23 protein-coding genes and 1 pseudogene are annotated in these 23,180 nt (G+C 73.3%); 11 read left to right on the forward strand and 13 right to left on the reverse strand.

Annotated features, from left to right (window positions below):
• Positions 1–136: 136 nt before the first annotated feature.
• Both ACFY0X_RS29210 and ACFY0X_RS29215 read right to left on the reverse strand, forming a co-directional pair.
• Positions 137–1,096 carry a pirin family protein gene (locus tag ACFY0X_RS29210; RefSeq protein ID WP_387758989.1) on the reverse strand — a complete coding sequence of 320 codons (960 nt, stop codon included), beginning with the start codon at positions 1,094–1,096 and terminating at the stop codon, positions 137–139.
• Between the two features lie 124 nt (positions 1,097–1,220).
• The gene (locus ACFY0X_RS29215) at positions 1,221–1,724 is read right to left on the reverse strand and encodes an SseB family protein (RefSeq protein ID WP_387758990.1); all 504 of its coding nucleotides are present in this window, start codon (positions 1,722–1,724) and stop codon (positions 1,221–1,223) included.
• Between the two features lie 213 nt (positions 1,725–1,937).
• Here ACFY0X_RS29215 and ACFY0X_RS29220 point away from each other — a divergent pair, with 213 nt between their 5' ends.
• Positions 1,938–3,767 carry an acyl-CoA dehydrogenase gene (locus tag ACFY0X_RS29220; RefSeq protein ID WP_387758992.1) on the forward strand — a complete coding sequence of 610 codons (1,830 nt, stop codon included), beginning with the start codon at positions 1,938–1,940 and terminating at the stop codon, positions 3,765–3,767.
• A gap of 248 nt (positions 3,768–4,015) precedes the next feature.
• Positions 4,016–5,323: a M18 family aminopeptidase gene (locus ACFY0X_RS29225; protein WP_387758994.1), complete on the forward strand. Its 1,308-nt coding sequence runs from the start codon at positions 4,016–4,018 to the stop codon at positions 5,321–5,323.
• 66 nt (positions 5,324–5,389) lie between these two features.
• Here the strand turns inward: ACFY0X_RS29225 and ACFY0X_RS29230 are convergent, their stop codons facing one another.
• Entirely contained in the window at positions 5,390–7,219 is a 1,830-nt protein-coding gene (locus tag ACFY0X_RS29230; RefSeq protein WP_387758995.1) for an NHL domain-containing thioredoxin family protein, read from the reverse strand.
• Between the two features lie 315 nt (positions 7,220–7,534).
• Positions 7,535–8,026: pseudogene (locus ACFY0X_RS29235) on the reverse strand (GNAT family N-acetyltransferase); the annotation flags it as partial.
• A 173-nt stretch (positions 8,027–8,199) separates the two neighbouring features.
• On the opposite strand from ACFY0X_RS29235, the gene ACFY0X_RS29240 reads away from it, so the two are divergent.
• On the forward strand, positions 8,200–8,622 hold the full coding sequence (locus ACFY0X_RS29240) for a DUF350 domain-containing protein (protein ID WP_387758997.1): 423 nt from the start codon (positions 8,200–8,202) through the stop codon (positions 8,620–8,622).
• 97 nt (positions 8,623–8,719) lie between these two features.
• Here the strand turns inward: ACFY0X_RS29240 and ACFY0X_RS29245 are convergent, their stop codons facing one another.
• On the reverse strand, positions 8,720–9,067 hold the full coding sequence (locus tag ACFY0X_RS29245) for a winged helix-turn-helix transcriptional regulator (RefSeq protein WP_387758999.1): 348 nt from the start codon (positions 9,065–9,067) through the stop codon (positions 8,720–8,722).
• A 104-nt stretch (positions 9,068–9,171) separates the two neighbouring features.
• Here ACFY0X_RS29245 and ACFY0X_RS29250 point away from each other — a divergent pair, with 104 nt between their 5' ends.
• The 5 genes from ACFY0X_RS29250 (at position 9,172) to ACFY0X_RS29270 (ending at position 13,888) form a co-directional block, all read left to right on the forward strand.
• A complete protein-coding gene (locus ACFY0X_RS29250; protein WP_387759001.1) occupies positions 9,172–10,062 on the forward strand; it encodes an NAD(P)-dependent oxidoreductase in 891 nt (296 codons plus the stop codon).
• Between the two features lie 23 nt (positions 10,063–10,085).
• Positions 10,086–10,655 (forward strand): GNAT family N-acetyltransferase, encoded by a 570-nt coding sequence (locus tag ACFY0X_RS29255; protein ID WP_387759003.1) that lies wholly within the window; start codon positions 10,086–10,088, stop codon positions 10,653–10,655.
• A gap of 140 nt (positions 10,656–10,795) precedes the next feature.
• Positions 10,796–11,794: a hypothetical protein gene (locus ACFY0X_RS29260; protein WP_387759005.1), complete on the forward strand. Its 999-nt coding sequence runs from the start codon at positions 10,796–10,798 to the stop codon at positions 11,792–11,794.
• 101 nt (positions 11,795–11,895) lie between these two features.
• Entirely contained in the window at positions 11,896–12,945 is a 1,050-nt protein-coding gene (locus ACFY0X_RS29265) for an NAD(P)/FAD-dependent oxidoreductase (RefSeq protein ID WP_387759007.1), read from the forward strand.
• Between the two features lie 49 nt (positions 12,946–12,994).
• A complete protein-coding gene (locus tag ACFY0X_RS29270; protein ID WP_387759009.1) occupies positions 12,995–13,888 on the forward strand; it encodes a class I SAM-dependent methyltransferase in 894 nt (297 codons plus the stop codon).
• A gap of 39 nt (positions 13,889–13,927) precedes the next feature.
• Here ACFY0X_RS29270 and ACFY0X_RS29275 read toward each other — a convergent pair whose 3' ends face one another.
• The 3 genes from ACFY0X_RS29275 to ACFY0X_RS29285 form a co-directional block, all read right to left on the reverse strand.
• Positions 13,928–14,767 carry an alpha/beta fold hydrolase gene (locus ACFY0X_RS29275; RefSeq protein ID WP_387759010.1) on the reverse strand — a complete coding sequence of 280 codons (840 nt, stop codon included), beginning with the start codon at positions 14,765–14,767 and terminating at the stop codon, positions 13,928–13,930.
• A gap of 73 nt (positions 14,768–14,840) precedes the next feature.
• A complete protein-coding gene (locus ACFY0X_RS29280) occupies positions 14,841–15,152 on the reverse strand; it encodes an ArsR/SmtB family transcription factor (RefSeq protein ID WP_387759012.1) in 312 nt (103 codons plus the stop codon).
• Between the two features lie 22 nt (positions 15,153–15,174).
• A complete protein-coding gene (locus tag ACFY0X_RS29285; RefSeq protein WP_387759013.1) occupies positions 15,175–16,056 on the reverse strand; it encodes a TIGR03620 family F420-dependent LLM class oxidoreductase in 882 nt (293 codons plus the stop codon).
• Between the two features lie 180 nt (positions 16,057–16,236).
• On the opposite strand from ACFY0X_RS29285, the gene cutA reads away from it, so the two are divergent.
• Positions 16,237–16,578, forward strand: coding sequence for a divalent-cation tolerance protein CutA (gene cutA, locus ACFY0X_RS29290; RefSeq protein WP_387759015.1), 342 nt, complete (start codon positions 16,237–16,239; stop codon positions 16,576–16,578).
• Positions 16,579–16,612: 34 nt separating this feature from the next.
• Here cutA and metG read toward each other — a convergent pair whose 3' ends face one another.
• The 3 genes from metG to ACFY0X_RS29305 all read right to left on the reverse strand — a co-directional run bounded on the left by metG (position 16,613) and on the right by ACFY0X_RS29305 (position 19,507).
• On the reverse strand, positions 16,613–18,346 hold the full coding sequence (gene metG, locus ACFY0X_RS29295) for a methionine--tRNA ligase (protein WP_387759017.1): 1,734 nt from the start codon (positions 18,344–18,346) through the stop codon (positions 16,613–16,615).
• 115 nt (positions 18,347–18,461) lie between these two features.
• Positions 18,462–18,662, reverse strand: coding sequence for a DUF397 domain-containing protein (locus ACFY0X_RS29300; protein ID WP_387759019.1), 201 nt, complete (start codon positions 18,660–18,662; stop codon positions 18,462–18,464).
• Positions 18,659–19,507 carry a helix-turn-helix domain-containing protein gene (locus ACFY0X_RS29305; protein WP_387759020.1) on the reverse strand — a complete coding sequence of 283 codons (849 nt, stop codon included), beginning with the start codon at positions 19,505–19,507 and terminating at the stop codon, positions 18,659–18,661. The genes ACFY0X_RS29300 and ACFY0X_RS29305 overlap by 4 nt, the downstream gene beginning before the upstream one ends.
• Before the next feature lie 336 nt (positions 19,508–19,843).
• On the opposite strand from ACFY0X_RS29305, the gene ACFY0X_RS29310 reads away from it, so the two are divergent.
• Complete coding sequence (locus ACFY0X_RS29310; protein WP_387759021.1) at positions 19,844–19,999, forward strand: hypothetical protein; 156 nt, start codon at positions 19,844–19,846, stop codon at positions 19,997–19,999.
• Between the two features lie 37 nt (positions 20,000–20,036).
• Here ACFY0X_RS29310 and ACFY0X_RS29315 read toward each other — a convergent pair whose 3' ends face one another.
• Both ACFY0X_RS29315 and ACFY0X_RS29320 read right to left on the reverse strand, forming a co-directional pair.
• Positions 20,037–20,639 (reverse strand): GNAT family N-acetyltransferase, encoded by a 603-nt coding sequence (locus ACFY0X_RS29315; RefSeq protein WP_387759022.1) that lies wholly within the window; start codon positions 20,637–20,639, stop codon positions 20,037–20,039.
• Positions 20,640–20,792: 153 nt separating this feature from the next.
• A complete protein-coding gene (locus tag ACFY0X_RS29320) occupies positions 20,793–22,076 on the reverse strand; it encodes an adenylosuccinate synthase (RefSeq protein WP_387759024.1) in 1,284 nt (427 codons plus the stop codon).
• A gap of 126 nt (positions 22,077–22,202) precedes the next feature.
• On the opposite strand from ACFY0X_RS29320, the gene ACFY0X_RS29325 reads away from it, so the two are divergent.
• A complete protein-coding gene (locus ACFY0X_RS29325) occupies positions 22,203–23,048 on the forward strand; it encodes a diacylglycerol kinase (protein WP_387759026.1) in 846 nt (281 codons plus the stop codon).
• Positions 23,049–23,180: the final 132 nt, after the last annotated feature.

The raw sequence follows: 23,180 nt of genomic DNA on the forward strand, positions 1-23,180 counted from the left end.
CGGGGGGGGCCCCCCCGGGGCCGGGGGGGGGGGGGGGGGGGGGGTGTTGTGGGGGTGGGGGGGGGGGGGGGGGGGGGGGGGGGGGGGGGCGGGGCGCCCCCCCCCCCCCCCCCCCCGCCGCACCGGCTCCGAGCCGTCAGCGGCCGGAGGCGGGGATGGTGCCGAGCCGGCCGGCCTGGAAGTCCTCCATGGCCTGCTGGAGTTCGCGGTGGCTGTTCATCACGAACGGGCCGTAGTGGGCGACGGGCTCGCGGATCGGGAGGCCGCCGAGGAGGACGACCTCGAAGTTGGTGTCGCGGGAGTCCTGCTTCTCGTCGGCGCGGATGGTGAGGGAGTCGCCGTCGCCGAAGACGACGGCCTGGCCCCGGTGGAAGGGGCGGTGCTCGGTGCCGGCCGAGCCGTTGCCGGCGAGGCCGTAGGCGAGGGCGTTGAAGTCGGTGCGCCAGGGCAGGGTGATCTGGGCGCCGGGGCTGACCGAGGCGTGGATCATGGTGATCGGGGTGAAGGTGGTGCCGGGGCCCTGGTGGCCGCCCAGCTCACCGGCGATCACCCGGAGCAGCGCGCCGCCGTCCTCGGTGCTGAGCAGCTTGACGCTGCCGCCGCGGATGTCCTGGTACTTCGGGGCGATCATCTTGTCCGAGGCGGGCAGGTTCACCCACAGCTGGAGGCCGTGGAACAGGCCGCCGGACCGCACCAGCGACTCCGGCGGGGTCTCGATGTGCAGCAGGCCGGAGCCGGCCGTCATCCACTGGGTGTCGCCGTCGGTGATGGTGCCGCCGCCGCCGTGCGAGTCCTGGTGGATGAACGTTCCGTCGATGATGTAGGTGACGGTCTCGAAGCCGCGGTGCGGGTGCCAGGGGGTGCCCTTGGGCTCGCCGGCCGCGTAGTCCACCTCACCCATCTGGTCCATCATGATGAACGGGTCGAGGTACTTCTGGTTGATCTTGGCGAAGGCGCGGCGGACGGGGAAGCCCTCGCCTTCGAAGCCCTCGGGAGCGGTGGCCACGGTGAGGACCGGCCGGGCGCTCGTGACGGCGGGGTCCGGCGTGGTGACGCGCGGGAGGGTCAGCGGGTTGTCGACGGTCACGGCGGGCATGTCGGCCTCCTTCGGGGGGTGGTCTGGCCTACGTGCACCAGGTTAGTTCAATCCTCAACAACAGGCAAGTTGAAAATTGAACTATGTGGTGGCGAAGGAGCGGCGCTCCCTCTCCCCGGACGGGTCAGCCGTACATCCGGCGCATGGTGAAGTCGACCATCTGCTCGACGGCCTTGGCGTCGAACACCATCCGGTGCTCGCCCTCCATGTCCAGCGCGAAGCCGTACCCGGTCGGCAGCAGGTCCAGGACCTCGGCGCCGGTCACCGTGAAGTGCTTGGAGTCCTTGCCGGCGTAGCGGCGCAGCTCCTTCAGCGAGCTGAACATCGGGATCACCGGCGTCGGGGTGTTGTGCAGCGCCAGGAACCCGGGGCGGTCGCCGCGCGGGCAGTGCACCTTCGAGGTGATGAAGATCGCCTGGAAGTCCTCGACCGCCATCGAGCCGGTGGTGAAGGCCCGTACGGCGTCCGCGAGTGAGGGCGGGGACGGTTCGGGGTACAGGGACTGCTGCGGGGGCTGCGCCTGCCCGCCGTAGGCGTCGGGTCCGGGCATGCCGTTCATGCCCTGCTGCGGTCCCGCCTGCTGCTGGTAGGGGTCGCCCGGGTATGTGTTCTGGTCATATCCGTACACACGGACAGGCTAGCGGCAGCGCACCCCGCTCCGCTGGCACCGATCCTGACAAGGAGTGGCCGCCCGGGCTGTGGGACGTGACCACGTTCATAGCCGATTCACGGGCGGGGGCTTGCCCAAGTTACCGCTGGGTAGCATCATGATGCCTACTGGTGGGTACGGGACGCCGGAACGCGGCGGTCTCCCGGAAGCGACGAACCGGAGATAACGGCCATGGGTCACTACAAGTCCAACCTGCGCGACGTGGAGTTCAACCTCTTCGAGGTGTTCGGCCGCGAGCAGGTGTACGGCACCGGACCGTTCGCGGACATGGACGTCGAGACCGCGAAGAACATCCTGAGCGAGATCTCGCGCCTCGCCGAGAACGACCTCGCGGCGTCCTTCACCGACACCGACCGCAACCCGCCGGTCTTCGACCCGGAGACCAACACCGCGCCGATCCCGGCCGCCTTCAAGAAGAGCTACCAGACCTTCATGGACGCCGAGTGGTGGCGCCTGGGCATCCCGGAGTCGATCGGTGGCCAGGTCACCCCGAACTCGCTGATCTGGGCCTTCGCCGAGCAGATCCTGGGCTCCAACCCGGCCATCTGGATGTACTCCTCCGGCCCGGCCTTCGCCGGCGTCATCGCCGAGGAGGGCACCGAGGAGCAGCTCGAGATCGCCAAGCGGATGACCGACCGCCTGTGGGGCTCCACCATGGTCCTCACCGAGCCCGACGCGGGCTCCGACGTGGGCGCCGGCCGAACCAAGGCGATCCAGCAGGAGGACGGCTCCTGGCACATCGAGGGCGTGAAGCGCTTCATCACCTCGGGCGAGCACGACATGTCCGAGAACATCATCCACATGGTGCTGGCCCGCCCCGAGGGCGGTAAGCCGGGCACCAAGGGCCTGGGCCTGTTCATCGTCCCCAAGTTCGACTTCGACTGGGAGACCGGCGAGCTGGGCGAGCGCAACGGCGTCTACGCCACCAACGTCGAGCACAAGATGGGCCTCAAGGCCTCGAACACCTGCGAGATGACCTTCGGCGCCAAGCACCCGGCCAAGGGCTGGCTGCTCGGCGAGAAGGTCGACGGCATCCGCCAGATGTTCAAGATCATCGAGTTCGCCCGCATGATGGTCGGCACGAAGGCCATCGCCACCCTCTCCACCGGCTACCTGAACGCCCTGGAGTACGCCAAGGAGCGCGTGCAGGGCGCCGACATCTCGCAGTTCATGGACAAGACCGCCCCGCGCGTCACCATCACCCACCACCCGGACGTGCGCCGCTCGCTGCTCACCCAGAAGGCCTACGCCGAGGGCATGCGCGCGCTGGTCCTGTTCACCGCGTCCACCCAGGACGACATGATGGCCGCCAAGCTGCGCGGCGAGCGCGACGAGGCCGCCGAGCGCCTGAACGACCTGCTGCTGCCGATCGTCAAGGGCTACGGCTCGGAGAAGTCCTACGAGCAGCTCGCCCAGTCGCTGCAGACCTTCGGCGGCTCCGGGTACCTCCAGGAGTACCCGATCGAGCAGTACATCCGTGACGCCAAGATCGACACCCTCTACGAGGGCACCACGGCGATCCAGGGCCAGGACTTCTTCTTCCGCAAGATCGTCAAGGACGGCGGCCAGGCGCTCACCGCGCTGTCCGAGCAGATCCAGAAGTTCCTCGGCTCCGCCGCCGGCGGCGACGCCCTGGCCGCCGAGCGCGAGCTGCTCGCCAAGGCCGCGGGCGACCTGGAGGCCATCGTCGGCAAGCTGCTGGCCGACCTCACCTCGGTCGAGCAGGACGTCAAGAACATGTACAAGGTGGGCCTGAACACCACCCGCCTGCTGATGGTCTCCGGCGACGTCGTGGTCGGCTGGCTGCTGCTGCGCCAGGCCGCGGTGGCCCTGGCCAAGCTGGAGGCCGGCGCCTCGGAGAAGGACGTCCCCTTCTACCAGGGCAAGGTCGCGGCGGCCCGCTTCTTCGCCAAGAACGTCCTGCCGACCGTCGCCCCGCAGCGCCTGATCGCCGAGGGCATCGACAACGAGATCATGGAGCTGGCGGAGGAGGCCTTCTAGGCCTCGGCACCTCCCGAACCGCCTGACACACCCTCACACCGAAGGGCCCGGCTGCCACCGGGCCCTTCGGTGTGTCCGGGCCGTGGTCCGGGGAGGCGAAACCTCAGGTCGCACGGGGTGGTTCACTGTTGTGTCCGAGGTTGCGCACCGGACCGGTGTTCCGAATGCCCTGTCCGTGTACGGGCATATGCTCAGGTGCGAAGCCGCCTCCCCATCCGGCTTCGGCCCTCACTCGACCCAGGAGCAGCATGTCGACCGCCGCCCGCCAGGCATTCTTCGACCGGACGCACACCGACGACCTGATCGCGTTCCTCGGCACCTCCCCGTCCCCGTACCACGCGGTGGCGAGCGCCGCGGAGCGGCTGGAGAAGGCGGGGTTCCGGCAGGTCGCCGAGACGGACGCCTGGGACCACGCGGCCGGCGGGCGCTACCTGATCCGCGGCGGCGCGCTGATCGCCTGGTACCTGCCGGAAGGAGCGGGCCCCGAGACCCCGTTCCGCATCGTCGGCACCCACACCGACTCGCCCAACCTGCGGGTCAAGCCGGTGCCGGACACCGGCTCGGAGGGCTGGCGGCAGGTCGCCGTGGAGATCTACGGCGGCGTCCCGCTGAACACCTGGCTGGACCGCGACCTCGGCCTCTCCGGCCGGCTCGCGCTCAAGGACGGCACCGTCCGGCTGGTCCAGCTGGACGAGCCGCTGCTGCGGGTGCCCCAGCTCGCCATCCACCTGGACCGCCAGGTCAACGAGGGCATGAAGCTCGACAAGCAGCGCCACCTCACCCCGATCTGGGGCCTCGGCCCGGTCGACGAGGGCTCATTGATCTCCTACGTCGCCCAGCGGGCCGGTCTGGCCGCCGCCGACGTGGTCGGCTGGGACCTCATGACCCACGACGTCCAGCCCGCCTCCTACCTGGGCCGCGACCGCGAGCTGCTGGCCGCGCCCCGCCTGGACAACCTGCTCTCGGTGCACGCGGCCACCGCCGCGCTCGCCGCGGTCGCCGCCGCCGACGGCGCCGCCGATCTGCCGTACATCCCGGTGCTGGCCGCCTTCGACCACGAGGAGACCGGCAGCGAGTCCGACACCGGCGCGCAGAGCCCGCTGCTCGGCAACGTGCTGGACCGGACGATCCACGCGCGCGGCGGCGCCACCGAGGACCGGGCCCGGGCGCTGGCCGGCACCGTCTGCCTCTCCTCGGACATGGGCCACGCCGTCCACCCCAACTACAGCGAGCGGCACGAGCCGGGCCACCACCCGATGCCGAACGGCGGGCCGATCCTCAAGGTCAACGTCAACAACCGCTACGCGACCGACGGCGTCGGCCGGGCGGTGTTCGCGGCCGCCTGCGAGAAGGCGGGCGTGCCGTGGCAGAGCTTCGTCTCCAACAACGCCATGCCCTGCGGTACGACGATCGGCCCGATCACGGCGGCGCGGCTGGGCATCAGGACGGTGGACTGCGGCATCGCGGCGCTCTCCATGCACTCGGCGCGCGAGCTGTGCGGCGCGGAGGACCCGTACCTGCTGGCGAGCGCGCTCAAGGCCTTCCTGGAGGGCTGACGGCGGTGGCGGAAGGGGCCCGGCGTCGGTTCGCCGGGCCCCTTCGCGCTGTGCCGCGGCCTCTGGCTACTCCATCCCGGCCAGCACCAGCGGCAGGCGGCGGGCGCCGTCGGCGACCAGCTTCACCGGCACGCCCCAGTCCTGCTGGTGCACGTGGCAGGCCGGGTACTCGATCTCCGGGTCGTCGTCGCAGGACGCGGCCATCGCCGAGACGTGCAGCACGCCCTCGGCGACCTCGGCGGAGAGCACCAGCTCACGGGAGAGGTCGCTGTCCGCGCCAGCGCCGGAGACCAGCAGCTCGGGCGGGGTCGCGCTGACCAGCAGCCGGGTGGACGGGCCGTAGCGCTCGTCCAGCTTCTGGCCGTTCGGCGCCTCGAAGACCACGTCCAGCCGGAACGCGCCCGGGGCGACCTCGGTGGCCGCCCGCTGGGTGCGGTGCGCCACCGACTCGACCCGTACCGCCTCCTCGGGCAGCCGCAGCCTGGTCAGCCGGTGCCGGGCCGACTCGACCACCACGATGTCGCCGTCCACCAGCACCGCCCCGGAGGGCTCGCGCAGGTCGGTGGCCAGCGTGCTGACCTCGCCGCTCGCCGGGTCGTAGCGGCGCAGCGCGTGGTTGTAGGTGTCGGCGACGGCCACCGAGCCGTCCGGCAGCACGGTGACGCCCAGCGGGTGCTGGAACAGGGCCTGCCCGGCGGCGCCGTCGCGGTGGCCGAAGTCGAACAGGCCGGTGCCGACGGCGGTTTCGACCGTCTTGGTTTCACGTGAAACCGAGCGCAGCGCGGAGGTCTCGGAGTCGGCGACCCAGAGCCGCTCGCCGTCCGCCGAGACCGCGAGGCCGGAGGGCTGGGCGAACCAGGCCTCGGCGGCGGGCCCGTCCACCAGGCCCTCGTTGGTGGTGCCGGCCGCGACCGCGACGGTGTCGGTGGCCGGGTCGTACGACCACAGCTGGTGCACGCCGGCCATCGCGATCCACACCCGGCCGTCGAACCAGGCGACGTCCCACGGCGAGGAGAGGTCCACCTCGCGGGCCGGGCCCCCGGTGGCCGAGCCCTGCCACCACTGCCGGCCGGTGCCGGCCAGGGTGGTCACCCGGCCGTCGGCGAGGCGGACGCCGCGCAGCGCGTGGTTGACGGTGTCGGCGACGACCACGTCGTACTCCGAGCCCTCCGGCAGCAGCGCGAGGCCTTGCGGCTCGCTGAACCGCGGGCCGTCGCCGTCCGCGCCGTCGCCGTCCACCAGGCCGCGCCGCCCGTCGCCGATCCGGCGCACCACCGTCTCGCCGTCCTCGGCCAGCTCGACCAGCGAGTGGTGGCCCGAGTCGGCGACCAGGAAGTGGCCGTTCGGCAGCCGGACCGCCTTGCCGGGAAACTTGAGGTCCCCGGCGGTCGGCTCCGGCGCCACGTACGGGCCGTCGCCGCGGCGCAGCGTGCCCTTCGCGGCGTGCTCGGCCTCCAGCTCCTCGACCAGCCGGGCCAGTGCGTGGGCGTGGCCCTCGCCGGCGTGCTGGGCGACCACGTAGCCCTCCGGGTCGATGACCACCAGCGTCGGCCAGGCCCGTACGGCGTACTGCTTCCAGGTGGCCAGCGCCGGGTCGTCCAGCACCGGGTGGTGCACCTCGTAGCGGGCCACGGCGTCGACGACGGCCTGGTGGTCGGCCTCGTGCACGAACTTCGGCGAGTGCACCCCGACGATCACCACGGTGTCGCGGTGCTTCTCCTCCAGCTCCCGCAGTTCGTCCAGGACGTGCAGGCAGTTGATGCAGCAGAAGGTCCAGAAGTCCAGGATGGTGATCTTGCCCCGGAAGTCGGCGAGGGTGAGCTCCTTGCCGCCGGTGTTCAGCCAACCGCCTGCCCCGACCAGCTCGGGGGCGCGTACACGTGCACGAGATGCCATGCCCCAATGAAACCGCACGCCGGCTGCCCGCATTCCGGCGGACCGGGCTCACCAGTCCGGCGTGCGGGCGGCGCTCAGCTCGACGATCTTCCGGGCGGTGTGGAGGGAGGTCCCGGTCCAGCCGAGCAGGGCCCTGGTGGCCATGATCGCGGGGATCACGCCCACCCCGCGTTCGGCCAGCAGCGACTGGACGGCTTCCATGCCGTCGGCGGCGAGCACCGGGCGGCACTCCTCGACCAGCGCGGTCAGGCGGGCGGCCCGTTCCGCCGTCAGGCCGAGGAGGTTCGGGAAGAGGTCGGGCCGGGCGAGGTCGGCCTCCCAGCGGGTCTCGCCGTCCTGGGTGCGCATGGTGGGGTAGAGGCCGAGGGTGCGGGCGAGTCGGGCGGAGGCGCGGTGGTCGGGGTGGATGTGGGCGACGGCGGTGGTGATGCCGGCCGTGACGAGGTGGGTGAGCAGGGTGCGGGCCGCCTCGTGGGCCAGGCCGCGGCGCTGCCACGGGGTGCCGACCACCCAGGCGAGTTCGGCGCCGTCGGCGCGGACCGTGGCCTGCACGTAGCCGGTGAGGGCGCCGTCGGCGCGCAGCCGCAGCACCCAGTTGCCCCAGACCTCGGCCGGGTCGGGGGAGCCGGCGGCGAGCCGGGCGCAGCGGGCGCGCAGCTCCGCAACGGTGGCCGGGCGGCCGCCGGTGAAGGCGTGCAGCGCCGGGTCGGCGAGCGCGGCCGCCAGCTCCTCGGCGTGCCCGGGGGCGATCGGCAGCAGGTCGAGGCGCTCGCTGCGCAGCTCGGCGGTGGTCAGGTCGGAGTGCATGGCAGGTATTGAAGGGGATCGGGGGGTTGCCGTGCGACGGGGTTTCGGCCCGCCGACAGGCTCCGCCGCTCACTCGGGTGGGGTATCTTTTGCCAACCCTTGACCAGGTGGGTCGGGGGCCCTGGCCGGCCGGTCAGGGGGACGGCGTGAGCGGACCGGGGGCTGGAACCACGATGAACGACATCCTGCACGGGCTCGGTGCGGCGGCGGCCTACGGCGCCCTCGGGGTGGTGCTGCTGCTCCTCGGCATCGGCCTGGTCGACCTGCTGACGCCCGGCCGGCTCGGCCACCAGATCTGGGTCGAGCGCAACCGCAACGCCGCCCTGCTGCTCAGCTCGGCGCTGCTCGGCATCGGCGGCATCGTCTTCACCGCGATCATGTACACCTACGCCGACTTCGGCAAGGGCCTGGTCTCGACGGCCTGTTACGGCCTGCTCGGTCTGGTGCTGATGGCCATCGCGTTCTGGCTGGTGGACCTGCTGACGCCGGGCAAGCTCGGCGCGATCCTGGTCGATCCGGAGCCGCACCCGGCGGTGTGGGTGTCCGCCGCCTGCAACATCGCGGTGGCGGCGGTGGTGTCGGCCGCGATCGCCTAGGCGCACCGGCCGCGGGGACGCGGGGCACGGGCTCCCGGCCGCGGGGCCACCGCCTGCCGCCCGGCGTCCGGCCCGGACGCCATCGGGCGCCGGCGCGCTACGCCGGGTACGGCGCCTTGCCCAGGACGTGCTCCCGCCCCCAGTCCCCCAGCGGCCCCAGCGCCGTGTTGAGGCGGTGCCCCGCCTCGGTCAGCGCGTACTCGACCCGTGGCGGCACCTCGTCGTACGCCTCCCGGTGCACGATGCCGTGCGCCTCCATCTCGCGCAGGTGCGCGGCCAGCACCTTCTCGGTGATCCCCGGCAGCAGCCGGCGCAGCTCGCCGAAGCGGCAGTGCGGGCGCTCACCCAGGGCCCAGAGGATCGACACCTTCCACTTGCCGCCGATCACGTCCATCGCGGCGTCCGTCCCGCAGATGTACGCCCCCGGCCTCGGCACGATCGCCATGCCCACCCCTTCCGCCCCTCCGAGCTCGATGCTCACCCCAGGGTAACCACCCACTTCGAAGTGCGTACTTGATCGTCTCCGGAGCCGCGCCGAGGCTGGACGCCATGGCAACCAACACCGTTGAGAACGTGACCAAGACCCCGCTCACCCTGCTCGGCCTCGGTGCGATGGGCACCGCGCTGGCCGAGGCCTGGCTCGCCGCCGGGCACCCGCTGACCGTCTGGAACCGCACCGCCGCCCGCGCCGACGGGCTCGCCGCCCGCGGAGCCGCCGTCGCCGCCGGCGTCGCGGAGGCCGTCGCGGCCAACCGGCTGGTCGTCGTCTGCCTGCTCGACGACGACTCCGTCCTCGAAGCGCTGGACGGCGTCGACCTGACCGGCAAGGACCTCGTCAACCTGGTCACCAGCACCCCCGGGCAGGCCCGCGTCCGCGCCGCCTGGGCCGAGCGGCGCGGCGCCCGCTACCTGGACGGCGGGATCATGGCCGTCCCGCCGATGATCGGCGTCCCGGCGGCCGGGGCGTACGTGTTCTACAGCGGCTCCGCCGAGCTGTTCGCCGAGCACGGCGACACCCTCGCCGCCCCGGCCGGCACCCGGTACGTGGGCGCGGACGCCGGGTTCGCGGCGCTGCACGACGTGGCGCTGCTCAGCGGGATGTACGGGATGTTCGCCGGGATCGCGCACGCCTTCGCGCTGATCAGGGGCGAGGCCGTGGCGCCGAGCGAGCTGGCGCCGCTGCTGGGCGGGTGGCTCGGCGCGATGTCCGGCTCGGTGGCCAAGACCGCGGAGCAGCTGGAGGCCGGGGACTACAAGCTGGACGTGGTGTCCAACCTGGCCATGCAGGTGGCCGGCAAGGGGACGCTGCTGCGCACCGCGGAGGAGCAGCGGGTGAGCGCCGAACTGCTGGAGCCGTACTTCCGGTTGATGGAGCGTCGCCTGGAGGCCGGCGACGGTGAGGAGGACCTGACCGGGGTCGTCGACCTGCTGCGACGGTGAGTTCCGGCCGGTAACGTACCGGCATGGCAGACCTCGAAGAACGCGCCACCGTCGTCGCGTCCGACCCACGACCGGCCGGGGCGGAGGTGGTGGTCCGACCGCGCCGCGCCGCCGACCTCGCCGACTGCGTCCGGGTGCTGGGCGACGTCCACGCCGCCGACGGCTACCCCGCCGACTGGCCCGACCGCCCCGCCGCCTGGCTGACCCCGGACGGCCTGCTCGCCGCCTGGATCGCCGAGTCGGACGGCCGGCTCGCCGGCCACGTCGGCCTCGCCCGCAGCGCGCCGGGCGACCTCGCCCCGGTGCTGTGGAGCCACCGCACCGGCGGCCCCCCGGAGCTCGCCACGGTGATCGGCCGGCTGTACGTCGCCCCCACGGCGCGCGGCCACCTCATCGGCGCCCGGCTGCTGGACTGCGCCGTGGCGCACGCGCGGGCGCTCGGCCTGCACCCGGTGCTCGACGTCCTCGCCACCGACGCGGCCGCGCTGGCCCTCTACCGCCGCCTCGGCTGGACCCACCTCGGCAGCGGCGACCAGCGCTGGGCCTCCGGACGCACCGTCACCGTCCACTGCTTCGCCGCCCCGAGGGGCTGAACGGCCGCCGCCTCCCCCGCCCGCCCCGCCCGGGGCGCCGAGGCCTGGCGCCGTGCCCGGACGGGGCCCCCTCGGGCGGGGGAGCCGGATCACCGCGGCGGGGGAGGAGCGGTGCGGGTGGGGCGGGCGAGCCTGGGGGCATGAGGAAGAACGGGTGGGCGGTGACCGGCTGGGGCCTCGGGTTCGCCGGGCTCGGGCTGGGGTGCGCCCTGAGCGGGACGGAGCTGTTCGGCGCGGACTGGGCGGGGTGGGCGGTCGCCGGCACGGGGGCGGTCGCGGCCGCGGCCGGTGCGGCGGTGGTGCGCCGGAGGCCGGTGCGCCCGCTGCTGTGGCTGCTGTGCGGGGCGGCCGCGGTGGGGGCCTGGGGCCTGCTGATGGACCTGGTCACGCTGCTGTTCGGCCAGCGGGTGGACAGCGTCCCCGACGCGGTGGAACGCGTCCTGGCGGCGGTGGGGGCGGTGCTGCTCGCGAGGACCGCCCTGGGCCTGCAGCCCGCTGCCCGCGGCGGCACCGGCGGCACCGGTGGTCCGGGCGGCACCGGTGGCCCGGGCGGCCGGACGGAGCGGCCCGCACCGGCTCCCACCGCGGCGCCGCCGCTCGTCCAACTCGCCGCCTGCGCCGGCAGCCTGGCGTTCGTCCCGTACGTGCTGATGAAGCTGGTCTGGGCGGTGGGCGGCAGCTTCGCCGGGATCAGCGGCGACCAGATGTACGCGAGCTACGTGCACAACGGCTCCTCCGGGCTCTGGCTGGCCCTGGAGCGCTGGGGGCTCGACGGCACCATGCTGCTGGCGCTGCTCGGGGTGTTCCTGCTCTGGGGGCTGGTCCGCCCGTGGGGGCAGGTCTTCCCGCGCTGGACCGCGCCGCTGCGCGGCCGCCGGGTGCCGCGCTGGCTGCCGCTGACCCCGGCCCTGCTGGGCGCGGCCACGCTGGCGCCGTACGGGGTGGCCGGGATCGGCTACCTGACGCTGTGCACCGCCGGGGTGACGCGGATCCGGCTGGGCGAGTTCGCCAGTGAGCAGAGCGCGTTGGAGATCGCCTGGGTCGGGATGTGCGGGTTCGCCGGGTACGGGGTCGCGCTGGTGGTGGCCGCCTGGTCGTACTGGCGGCGGACGGGGGCGCGAACCGCGGGGGCCCGCTGAGGCCGGGACGGACGTCCGCCGGCTCGGGGGTTTGCTGAGGCGGCAACAAAGCTTGCCGATCCGGTAGGGTCGGCCGCAGCCTGGCGGTGGAGGTGAGCGCCATGGGCGAGACGACCGGAACTGCCGGAACAACTGGGACGACCGGGACGACCGGGACTGCCGGAACTGCGGGAACTGCCCGGACGACCGGGACGAGGCGGAGCGAGCACTACGACGCGGTGGTGGTCGGCGCCGGAGCGGCGGGACTGAACGCCGCGCTGGTGCTGGGCCGGGCCCGGCGCCGGGTCGCGGTGGTGGACGCCGGCGAGCCGCGCAACGCGCCCGCCGCCCACCTGCACGGCTACCTGAGCCGGGACGGAATGCCCCCGGCCGCGCTGCTGGCGGTCGGGCGGGAGGAGGTCGCCCGGTACGGGGTGGACCTGGTCGACGCCCGGGTCGAGCACATCGAGTCGGACGGCTCCGACCGGCCCGGCTTCGTGGTCCACCTGGCCGGCGGACCGGTGCTGCACGCGCGCCGGGTGGTCGTCGCCACCGGGCTGCGGGACGGTCTGCCGGAGCTGCCGGGCCTGACCGAGCGGTGGGGCCGCGACGTGCTGCACTGCCCGTACTGCCACGGCTGGGAGGTCCGCGACCGCCCGCTCGGGGTGCTGGGCACCGGCCCGGGGGCGGTCGGCCAGGCGCTGCTGCTGCGGCAGTGGTCGGCGGACGTGGTGCTGCTCGCGCACACCGTGGTGCCGACCGACGCCGAGCGGGAACGGCTCGCCGCCCGGGGCGTCCGGGTGGTCGAGGGCCGGATCGTCCGCCTGGTGTCCGACGGCGGGCGGCTGCGCGGCGTCGAACTCGCGGACGGACAGGTGGTCCCGCGCGAGGCGGTGTTCGTCTTCCCGCGGCCGGTCCCCCGGGACGCGCTGCTCTTCGGCCTCGACTGCGCCCGGGACGACGACGGCTGGGTCACCACCGACCGGACCGGCCGCACCAGCCTGCCCGGCGTCTGGGCGGTCGGCAACGTCGCCGACCCGCGCGCCCAGGTGGTCACCGCCGCCGGAGCGGGCGCGGCGGCCGCCTTCGCGCTCGACCACGACCTCGCGGCGGAGGAGCTCGACCGGGCGGTCGAGCGGTACCGCGCGTCCGGCGCCGCCCTGCCCGTCTGAGACCAACCCAGCGGGGAAGCTTTCGTCAATCCACGATCGGAGAATCCGGATGTCAGCGCACCAGCACCAGCACCACGCCCACGGCCACGGCCACTCCCACGGGCACGTCCCCGCCGCCGACTTCGACTGGGACGCGCTCGCCGCGCACCTGGAGCTGGAGGCCGACCTGCGGTCCGCCGCCGTCACCGAGGCCGGGCGGTGGCTGCTCGGCCTGCACGGGGACGGCGCGGTCCGCCGGGTCCTCGACGTCGGCAGCGGGCCCGGGGTGATCGCCGGGCTGCTGGCGGAGGTCTTCCCGGCGGCCGAGGTGGTGGCCGTCGACCAGTCGGCCGCGCTGCTGGAGCGGGCCAGGACCCGCTCCGGCGGCCGGCTCGGCACTCAACAGGCCGACCTGCCCGCCGAGTTCGACAAGCTCGGGGAGGCCGACCTGATCTGGTCCGGCAACGCCGTCCACCACCTGGGCGACCAGCAGGCCGCACTCACCTCGCTCGCCGGGGCGCTGCGGCCCGGCGGTCTGCTGGCCGTCGCCGAGAGCGGTCTGCCGGCGCGCTACCTGCCGCGCGACTTCGGCCTGGGCCGGCCCGGCTTCCAGGCCCGGATGGACGCCGCCCAGGAGGACGGCTTCAGCACCATGCGGGCCGAACTGCCCGGCAGCACCGCGGAGATCGAGGACTGGCCGGCCATGCTCGGGCGGGCCGGGCTGACCCCGACCGGCACCCGCACCTTCCTGGTCGACCACCCCGCCCCGCTCGCCGACCCCGTCCGCGGCTACCTGCACACCCAGCTGACCCGGCGGCGCGACCAGCTCGCCGAGCAGCTCGACGCCGAGGACCGGGCCACCCTGGACGCCCTGCTCGCCGAGGACGCCCCCACCGGCATCCTGCGCCGCCCGGACGCCTTCTACCTCTCCGCGATGACCGTCCACACCGCCCGCCGGGACTGACCGCCCGCCGGGCCCCCGGCGCCCGCGGCGGCCCGGGCGTCAGTGGCTGAGGAAGGCGGCCACCGTACGGCTGAAGGCGGCCGGGTCGTCCAGCCACGGGTAGTGCCCGGCGGCGGGCTGGACGGCGGTGCGGGCGTCGCGGAACAGCGCCGCCGCGGCGCGGGCCGTCCCCGGCCGCGGGTCGGGGTCGTACTCCCCCGCCAACAGGAGGACGGGGGAGGCGAGTTCGGCGACGGCCGCGCGGACCTCGGCGGGCCGGAAGCCGCCGCCGTGGTACGCCGCGGCGGCCTCCGGGTGGCTCTGGGCGGCGCAGTCGGCCTCGTGGGCGCGGGCGGCGGCGTCCCAGCGGCCGTGGAAGAGCGGCGCCACGGCGGCGGGGTCGGCGGTGCCGCCGGCGAAGGCGGTGCGGACGGCGGCCAGGGCGGCCGGGTACCACTCCTCGTCGGCGGGGCCGCGGGCCTCGGCCGCTTCGCGGTAGTGGTCCTCGGTGGCCGTACCGCCGAAGATCCGGAGACTGGGCGTGACCAGCACCAGCCGCCCGGTGCGCCCGGGGTGCCGCAGCGCGTACAGGACGGCGAGCGAGCAGCCGGCGGAGTGGGCGAGGACGTCCACCCGGTCGAGCCCGAGGCGGGCCCGGAAGGCCTCGACGTCCGCGACCTGCCGGTCGACCCGGTAGCCCGCCGGATCGGCCGGGCGCTCCGAGCGGCCGGTGCCGCGCAGGTCGAGGACGTGCAGGGCGCGGTGCGCGGAGAGCCCGCCGAGGTCGCCGAGGTACGCGGAGTCGCGCATCGGGCCGCCGGCCAGGACGAGCAGCGGCTCGCCCCCGCCGAGCACGCGGTAGCCGAGCCGGGCGCCGTCGGGGCCGGTGAAGGTCGTCATCGGGTGATCGTGGCAACCGCCGGCCGGCCGGGGCAACGGGAAATCGGCCGGAGCCCCAGTCCCGCTCCGGTCGTCAGAGCGCCTGCCCGAGGGCGCCGAGCAGGGCGGCCACGGCCGACTCGTCGCGGCGGTAGTAGGTCCACCGGCCGATCCGGGTGGCGCGGACCAGGCCGGCGCGCTGCAGTTCGGCGAGGTACGCGGAGACGGTGGACTGGGCGAGGCCCGCCTTGGCCTGGAGGTGGCTGACGCAGACGCCGACCTCGTGCGGGTCGGCGATCGCGCCGTCGAGCGGGAAGTGGTGTTCGGGGTCGCGCAGCCAGGTCAGCAGTTGCAGACGCGTCGGGTTCGCGATCGCCCGCAGGGCGGTGACCAGGTCGGCATCCATGCCGGAAGCGTACCGGCGGTGGTCAGAGCAGCGCCTCGGCCAGCCGGCGCCAGTGCGGGAGGGCGGAGCCGCCGGGAGGGGTGCCGACGACCTGCACGGCGACGTGGTCCGCGCCGGCCGCCAGGTGGCCGCGCAGCTTGGCGGCGACGGTGTCGAGGTCGCCCCAGTACACCAGGTCGTCCACCAGCCGGTCGCTGCCGCCGTCGGCGAAGTCCTCGTCGGTGTAGCCGAGGCGGCGGAACTTGGCGGCGTTGTACGGGGTGGCGAGGTACGGCGCCAGGTGCTCGCGGGCGAGGGCGCGGGCCCGCCCCGGGTCGGCTTCGAGCAGCACGGGGTGCTCGACCGCGAGCAGCGCGTCCGGGCCGAGGATCTCCCGGGCCTGCGCGGTGTGCGCGGTGGTCACGTGGTACGTGTGGGCGCCGAGCGAGCGGTCGCGGGCGAGTTCGAGCATCTTCGGGCCGTACCCGGCGAGCACCCGGCGGACCGGGGTGGCCGGGGCCGGGTTGTCCGGGGCCGCGGCGAGGGCGTCGAGCTCGTCCAGGTAGCCGGCCATCGCGGCGAGCGGCTTGACGCCGGGGCGCGGGACGCCGCCGTAGCCGAGGCCGAGCAGATGGCGGCCGGGGTGGGCGTCGGCCAGCAGCAGCGCGGCGCCGTGGGTGCGGCGGGCCTCGCGGGACCAGATCTGGGCGATGCCGTTGGCGACCCGGATCCGCCGGGTGGCGGCGAGCAGCAGCCCGGCGTGGGTGAACGCCTCGCGCCCGACGGCCTCGGGGACCCAGATCGCGGGCCAGCCGAGGTCCTCCAACTCCTGGGCGTGGTCCCGGATCCGAGCGGCACCCAGGCCTTCGAAGTCGAAGGTGTAGATCCCGAACCGGCCCAGCCCCAGGCTGTCGATCGCGCTCATACGGCTCCCTTCCGTCCACGGTCCGGTCGCAACGCATCGAACTATCGCAGATTTACGATGTGATCCGCAACGGCCGACGCCGCAAGGGAGTTCACCGCAAGAGGGTCACCGCAAGGAGGCTCACCGACACGCGATCCGCCGAACGGCATCCGCCGAACGGGCCCGGGATACCGTCGGGTCATGACAGCAGCGAGCGAGCAGCGCTTCGTCGTGGTGACCACGACCCACGAGAGCGAGGAGCAGGCCCGGGACCTGGCGTCCGCCGTGGTGCGGGAGCGGCTGGCGGCCTGCGCCCAGGTGTACCCCGTACGGTCGGTGTACTGGTGGGACGGCGAGGTGCAGGACGCCGGGGAGTGGCGGATCGACCTCAAGACCAGGGCCGAACTCATGGACCGGCTGGCCGCCTTCGTGGCCGGGCGGCACTCCTACGAGACGCCCGAGCTGATCGCCGTGCCCGTGGTGGGCGGCAGCCCGGGCTACCTCGACTGGGTGGCCGGGGAGACGGCGGGCGCGACGGAGTAGCGCGGGCCCCCGCCGCGTTCAACGCGGGCCGGGTTCAGCCCGCCGAGCCCCCGAAGCGCGCCGTCCAAGCCGCCAGGTCCTCGTCCGTGATCTTGGCGAACAGCACCGGCGGCACCGTGAACGCCGTCCCGGCCGGCACCAGGTCCAGCGCCCGCGCCTCCGCCGGGGAGATCCAGTCGCGGGTGGCGGCCGGCGAGTCCGCGGGCAGGGCGAAGGCCCCGCGCACGGCCGCCGCCGCGGTCGGGACGAACGGCTCGGAGACCACCGCGTACAGGTGGATCAGGTTCATCGCGGTGCGCAGGGTCAGCGCCGCCGCCTCCGGGTCGGTCTTCACCTGCAGCCAGGGCGCCTTCTCGTCCAGGTACGCGTTGCCCGCGCTCCACAGCGCGCGCAGGGCCTGCGCCGCCTTGCGGAAGTTGAGCGCCTCCAACTGGGCCTCGTACTCGGCGAGCAGGCCGGCGACCTGCTCGCCGAGGCGCTGCTCGGCCTCGCCCGCCGCGTGACCGCCCGGGACGTCACCGCCGAAGCGCTTGCGGCTGAAGGAGAGCACCCGGTTGACGAAGTTGCCGAAGGTGTCGGCGAGGTCCTTGTTGACCACCGAGGCGAACAGGTCCCAGGTGAAGCTGGAGTCGTCCGACTCGGGCGCGTGCGCCATCAGGAAGTAGCGCCAGTAGTCGGCGGGCAGCAGCTCCAGCGCGACGTCGGTGAAGACGCCGCGCTTCTGGCTGGTGGAGAACTTCCCGCCGTAGTACGTCAGCCAGTTGAAGGCCTTGACGTAGTCGACCTTCTTCCACGGGCGGCGCGAGCCGAGCAGGGTGGCCGGGAACATCACGGTGTGGAACGGGACGTTGTCCTTGGCCATGAACTCGGTGTAGCGGACGCTCTCGTCGGCCTCGTACCACCAGGACTTCCAGTCCCGCAGCTGCCCGGCCGGGGCCGCGTCCGCCCACTCCTTGGTGGCGCCGATGTACTCGATCGGGGCGTCGAACCAGACGTAGAACACCTTCCCCTCGGCGGCCAGTTCGGGCCACACGTCGGCCGGCACCGGGACGCCCCACTCCAGGTCGCGGGTGATCGAGCGGTCCTGGAGCCCCTCGGTCAGCCACTTGCGGGCGATCGAGGAGGCCAGCACCGGCCAGTCGTCGGCGTGGGTGGCGATCCAGTCCTCGACCTCCTCGGTGAGCTTGGACTGGAGCAGGAACAGGTGCCGGGTCTCCCGGACCTCCAGGTCGGAGCTGCCGCTGATGGCCGAGCGGGGCTCCAGCAGGTCGGTCGGGTCCAGCACCCGGGTGCAGTTCTCGCACTGGTCGCCGCGGGCCTTGTCGTAGCCGCAGTGCGGGCAGGTGCCGACGATGTAGCGGTCCGGCAGGAAGCGGCCGTCGGCGTTGGAGTACACCTGGCGGATCGCGCGCTCCTCGATGAAGCCGTTGCGCTGGAGCTCGCGGGCGATCTCCTGGGTGATCTCCCGGTTCTGCGGCGAGGAGCTGCGGCCGAAGTGGTCGAAGGAGAGCCCGAAGCCCTCGTACACCGCCCGCTGCGCCCCGTGCGCCCGGGCACAGAACTCCGCGACCGGCAACCCGGCTTCCTGGGCGGCCAGTTCGGCGGGCGTGCCGTGCTCGTCGGTGGCGCAGACGAACAGCACCTCGTGTCCCCGTCGGCGCAGGTAGCGGGCGTAGACGTCCGCCGGGAGCATGGACCCGACCATGTTGCCCAGGTGCTTGATCCCGTTGATGTACGGAAGGGCGCTGGTGATCAGGTGCCGAGCCATCCTCGGATGCTCCGATTTCTCCCGCACGCGCACCCCACCCGGAGTGCCGTGCCAGGCGCAGGGGTCCACTGTGGGCTGTCAGCCTAGACCCCGGCGGCCGCGGCGGGCCGCAGGCTCACGGCCGGGTGAAGTCGCCGTAGCGGTCGAACTCCCCGGACTTCACCCCGCGGACGAAGGCGGCCCACTTGCGCGGCGTGGTCCGCACGACGACCTCGGGCCGGTCCGACTCGCGGATCTCCACCAGCCCGCCGGTGGATCTGACCTCGACGCAGTCGGTGCTCTCTCCGCTCGCCGACGCCTTGCGCCAGGTGCTCATGCGAAGTCTTTCAGCAAGGCCCGGATGAAGTCCCGGGACTCGTCCGGCCCGAGCGCGATCGCCGCGGTCTCCTCCTTGATCCGCCGGTAGGAGGCCAATTCGGCCTGGGTGTGCACGAATTTCGGCCCGTGGGAGAGATCGATCTGGACGGTGTCGAGCTCCGGGACCGGCCCGCGGGCGAGGTACAGGCTCTCTCCCGAGCCGGTGTAGGTGGGCACGCTGAACGGGATCACCCGGATCTCCACCCCGGGCCGTTCGGAATTCTCCAGCAGGCTCCGCCACTGGTCGCGCAGCACTTCCGGACCGCCGAACTGCATGCGCAGCGCGGACTCGTGCAGGAATGCGCTGTACGGCTTGGGGTGGTCGACGAAGATCTGCTGGCGCCGGATCCGGAACGCCTTCCGGACGTCCGCCTCCTGCCGGTACTGCGGGGGCAGCCGCTCGAACACCGCGGCGGCGTACTCCGGGGTCTGCAGCAGTCCGGGGATGAAGGTGCTGTTCAGGATGGAGAGGGAGGCCGCGTGGTGCTCCATCTCGGCGATGTCGATGATCGCGTTCGGCAGCCGGCCGCGGTAGGCGTCCCACCAGTACTTGCGCCGGTCCTGCGTCATCGTCAACAGCGCGTCCAGGTACGGCCCGTCCTCGCAGCCGCAGGTGCGCGCCCAGATCCGGAGCCGCTCGGCGCTGATGCCCGACTTCCCGTTCTCCATCTGGGAGATCTTGGGCAGGTCGGTGCCGATGGAGGCGGCCAGGCTCTTGGGCGTGACGCCCACGCGTTCGCGGATCCTGCGCAACTCGATTCCGAGGCGCTGCTGGCGCACGGTCGGCGACAAGCGGGGTGGCATGACTCTCTTCTCCGGGTCGCGGCTGGCGTCGATGCTTCCGGTGAAGTGTGCCGCGCACACCGGGCCCTAGCTACCGAATCGGGGGATACCCCACGATGGAGTGAACGTCCCCCCGCTCGGTAGCAACTCTGGCACCCTAACCCTATGGTCGTCCGTGTCACTCACTGACTTGTTGTCGCCTAAACAGTCAGCAGGCAGACGTCTATCAGCCGTAATGACACACCAGACGCATGGTCGCGGCACCCGAAATCACTGACCGGAGACAGCCATGCCCCTTTTCCCGCCACTCGGCCTCCCCCACCGGCTCCACCCTCACCAGTGCTTTCCCGCGTCCCGGTGAACGCACTTCTCGTCGCCGGCCTGTCGGCGCTCCTGCTCGCCGTCCTGTTCGTCGGCTGGCTGGTCTGGCTGGTGAACGTCCAGGCCTGGGAACCGCGCCCGGCGAAGCGCGAGTTCGCGGCCCGCCGGTCCGCCCCCGGCGAGCGGAAGTAGCCGTCGCGCCCCCGTCGCGCCCCGCCGGTCCGGCGGCTCAGCCCCGCGAAAGCCGTTCCGTCAGACGGGCCTTGGCCGCCGGCCACTCGTCGGCGAGCATCGAGAAGTAGACGCTGTCCCGCCAACTGCCGTCGGGGCGCAGCCGGTGGCGGCGCAGCGTCCCCTCGTAGCGGGCGCCGAGGCGCAGGACCGCCGCGCGGGAGCGCTCGTTGCGGGCGTCGGTCTTCCAGAAGACGCGGCCCATGCCGAGGTCCTCGAAGGCGTGGGAGAGCAGCAGCAGCTTGGCCTCGGTGTTGACCGCGGTGCGCCAGACCGAGCGGGCGTACCAGGTGCCGCCGATCTCCACGGACTCGTCCCGCTCGCTGTAGTCGTGGTAGCCGGTGACGCCGACGGCCCGGCCGCCGGCGAGGTCGACGACGGCGAAGTTCACCGACTCGCCCGCGGCCGACTCCGCGATGCGCTCGTCGAGGATCGCGCCGCACTCCTCCTCCGTGCCCGGCGGCAGGGACATGGTCCAGCGCCAGACCTCGGGGTCGGAGCCGACGGCGGTCCAGAGGTCGGCGAGGTGGCGGCGCTCCAGCGGCTCCAGGCGGATGTGGCGGCCGGTGAGGACGACGGATGAGGGCAGCTTCGCGGTCATGCTCCGAACGTAGCGGCGCGCTGCACTAGATGCAATAGGTATCTGCACTAGTGCAAAACTGGGGCGCCGGGCAGAGCGAAGGCCCCGCGGGACGGGTCCCGCGGGGCCTTCGAAGCGATCGGCTGGCGGTCAGCCGCCGCCGCCGGATCGGGCTCAGATGAACGAGTTGATCTCGATCGTCTCGTCGCGGCCCGGGCCGACGCCGATGGCCGAGATCGGCGCGCCGGACATCTCCTCCAGCGCCTTCACGTACGCCTGGGCGTTCTTCGGCAGCTCGGCGAAGGTCTTCGCCTTGCTGATGTCCTCGGTCCAGCCCGGGAGGGTCTCGTAGATCGGCTTGGCGTGGTGGAAGTCCGACTGGTTGTAGGGGAGTTCCTCGACGCGCTTGCCGTCGATCTCGTACGCGACGCAGACCGGGATCTGCTCCCAGCCGGTCAGCACGTCCAGCTTGGTGAGGAAGAAGTCGGTCAGGCCGTTCACCCGGGTCGCGTAGCGCGCGATGACGGCGTCGAACCAGCCGCAGCGGCGGTCACGGCCGGTGGTGACACCGCGCTCGCCGCCGATCCGGCGCAGCGCCTCGCCGTCCGCGTCGAACAGCTCGGTCGGGAACGGGCCGGAGCCGACGCGGGTGGTGTAGGCCTTCAGGATGCCGATGACCCGGTCGATCTTGGTCGGGCCGATGCCGGCGCCGGTGCAGGCGCCGCCCGCGGTCGGGTTCGACGAGGTCACGAAGGGGTACGTGCCGTGGTCGACGTCGAGCAGGGTGCCCTGGCCGCCCTCCAGCAGGACGACCTTGTCCGCCTTCAGCGCCTCGTCCAGGACGAGGGTGGTGTCGGCGAGGAAGGGCTTGATCTTCTCCGCGTAGCCCAGGTACTCCTCGACCACCAGGTCGGCCGGGATGGTGCGGCGGTTGTACAGCTTGACCAGGACCTGGTTCTTGTCGTGCAGCGCCGCCTCGACCTTCTGGCGGAGGATCGACTCGTCGAACAGGTCCTGGACCCGGATGCCGACGCGGTTGATCTTGTCCGCGTAGGTCGGGCCGATGCCGCGGCCGGTGGTGCCGATCCGGCGCTTGCCGAGGAAGCGCTCGGTGACCTTGTCCAGGGTGCGGTGGTACGGCGTGATCAGGTGGGCGTTGCCCGAGACCAGCAGCTTCGAGGTGTCGATGCCGCGCTCGTTCAGGCCGGCCAGCTCGGAGAGCAGCACGGCCGGGTCGATCACGACGCCGTTGCCGATCACCGGCGTCACGTTCGGGCTGAGGATTCCGGAAGGGAGCAGGTGCAGGGCGTACTTCTGGTCGCCGATGACCACCGTGTGACCGGCGTTGTTTCCGCCCTGGTAGCGGACCACGTAGTCGACGGAACCGCCGAGGAGGTCGGTGGCCTTCCCCTTGCCCTCGTCTCCCCACTGAGCGCCAACGAGCACGAGTGCCGGCACAGGCGTACACCCCTTCCGGTTGGGGCATCCTGCGTAGGCCGCAGTCTGCCCCGAGATAGACGAAGCCCCTGGCGCAATGGCGCAAGGGGCTCTTGCACCGAGAGATTACCTGAGGAAGGACCGGTCGTGTCGTCCCTGTCCACGCCTGCTACCGGCGGCCCGGAGCCGCTCCTGCTGCTCCTCGACCCGGTGGCCCGGCAGACCGACGGCGAGTCGGTGCGGATCGCGAAGGACGTGCTCTGCGGGGGCGCGGACGTCAAGGTGGTCTTTCCGGAGAGCCCTTCCGAACTCGACCGGGTGCTTTCGCACCGGGGCCGGCGGCGACCGGTGGTGATCGGTTCCGACCTCGCGCTGCAGCGGGTGCTCCAGGCCCTGCATCGCCAGCGTGAGCTGGGCACCGAACCGGTGGGAATGGTTCCGGTCGGCCGCTCCGAGGAGCTCGCGGCGGCCCGCGCGCTCGGCGTGCCGGGCGAGCCGGTCCGGGCCGCGCGGGCGGTGCTGTCGGGCGCGCCGCGCCGGCTGGACCTGCTGGTGGACGACGGCGGCGGGGTGGCCCTGGGCGGGGTGCGGATCACCGGCGGGGCCACCCGTCGCCCGGTGGGCCGTCCGGGCGGCTGGCGTTCGCTATGGGCGAAACTGGCAGCGGCCGAGCAGGCGAACGCACTCACCCCGGACGGCGTGGACCACGGCTCCCGGGTCCGGGTCGAGGCCGACGGCCGGCTGCTCGCGGACGTCCACCGGCCGGTCCGGCTGGTGCAGGTGACGCTCCCGTCCGGCGCCTCGGACGGCACGGGCGAGATGGACGTGGTGGTCGCCGCCTCCGGCGCCCTGGTGCGGGCCCGGGCGGCGAGCGTCTCGGTGGTCGGGCGCGGCTTCGGCTACGAGGCGGACGGCCACCCGGTCGGCCCGGTCCGGGCCCGCACCTGGACGGTGCACCGGGGGGCCTGGGGCCTGCTGCTGCCGGCCGCCTGACCGGAGGGCGGCCGACGGCCCGACGTCCGGCTGCGACCAGCGGCCCGACCGACCGACCGGGGAGCGACCGGCGGGTGGCCGGCGGAGGAACCCCGGGTGAGCAGGCTCACGTTCGCCCGCGCCGGGAGTCCC

This window comes from Kitasatospora sp. NPDC001547, assembly GCF_042894165.1.
Lineage (GTDB): Bacteria > Actinomycetota > Actinomycetes > Streptomycetales > Streptomycetaceae > Kitasatospora.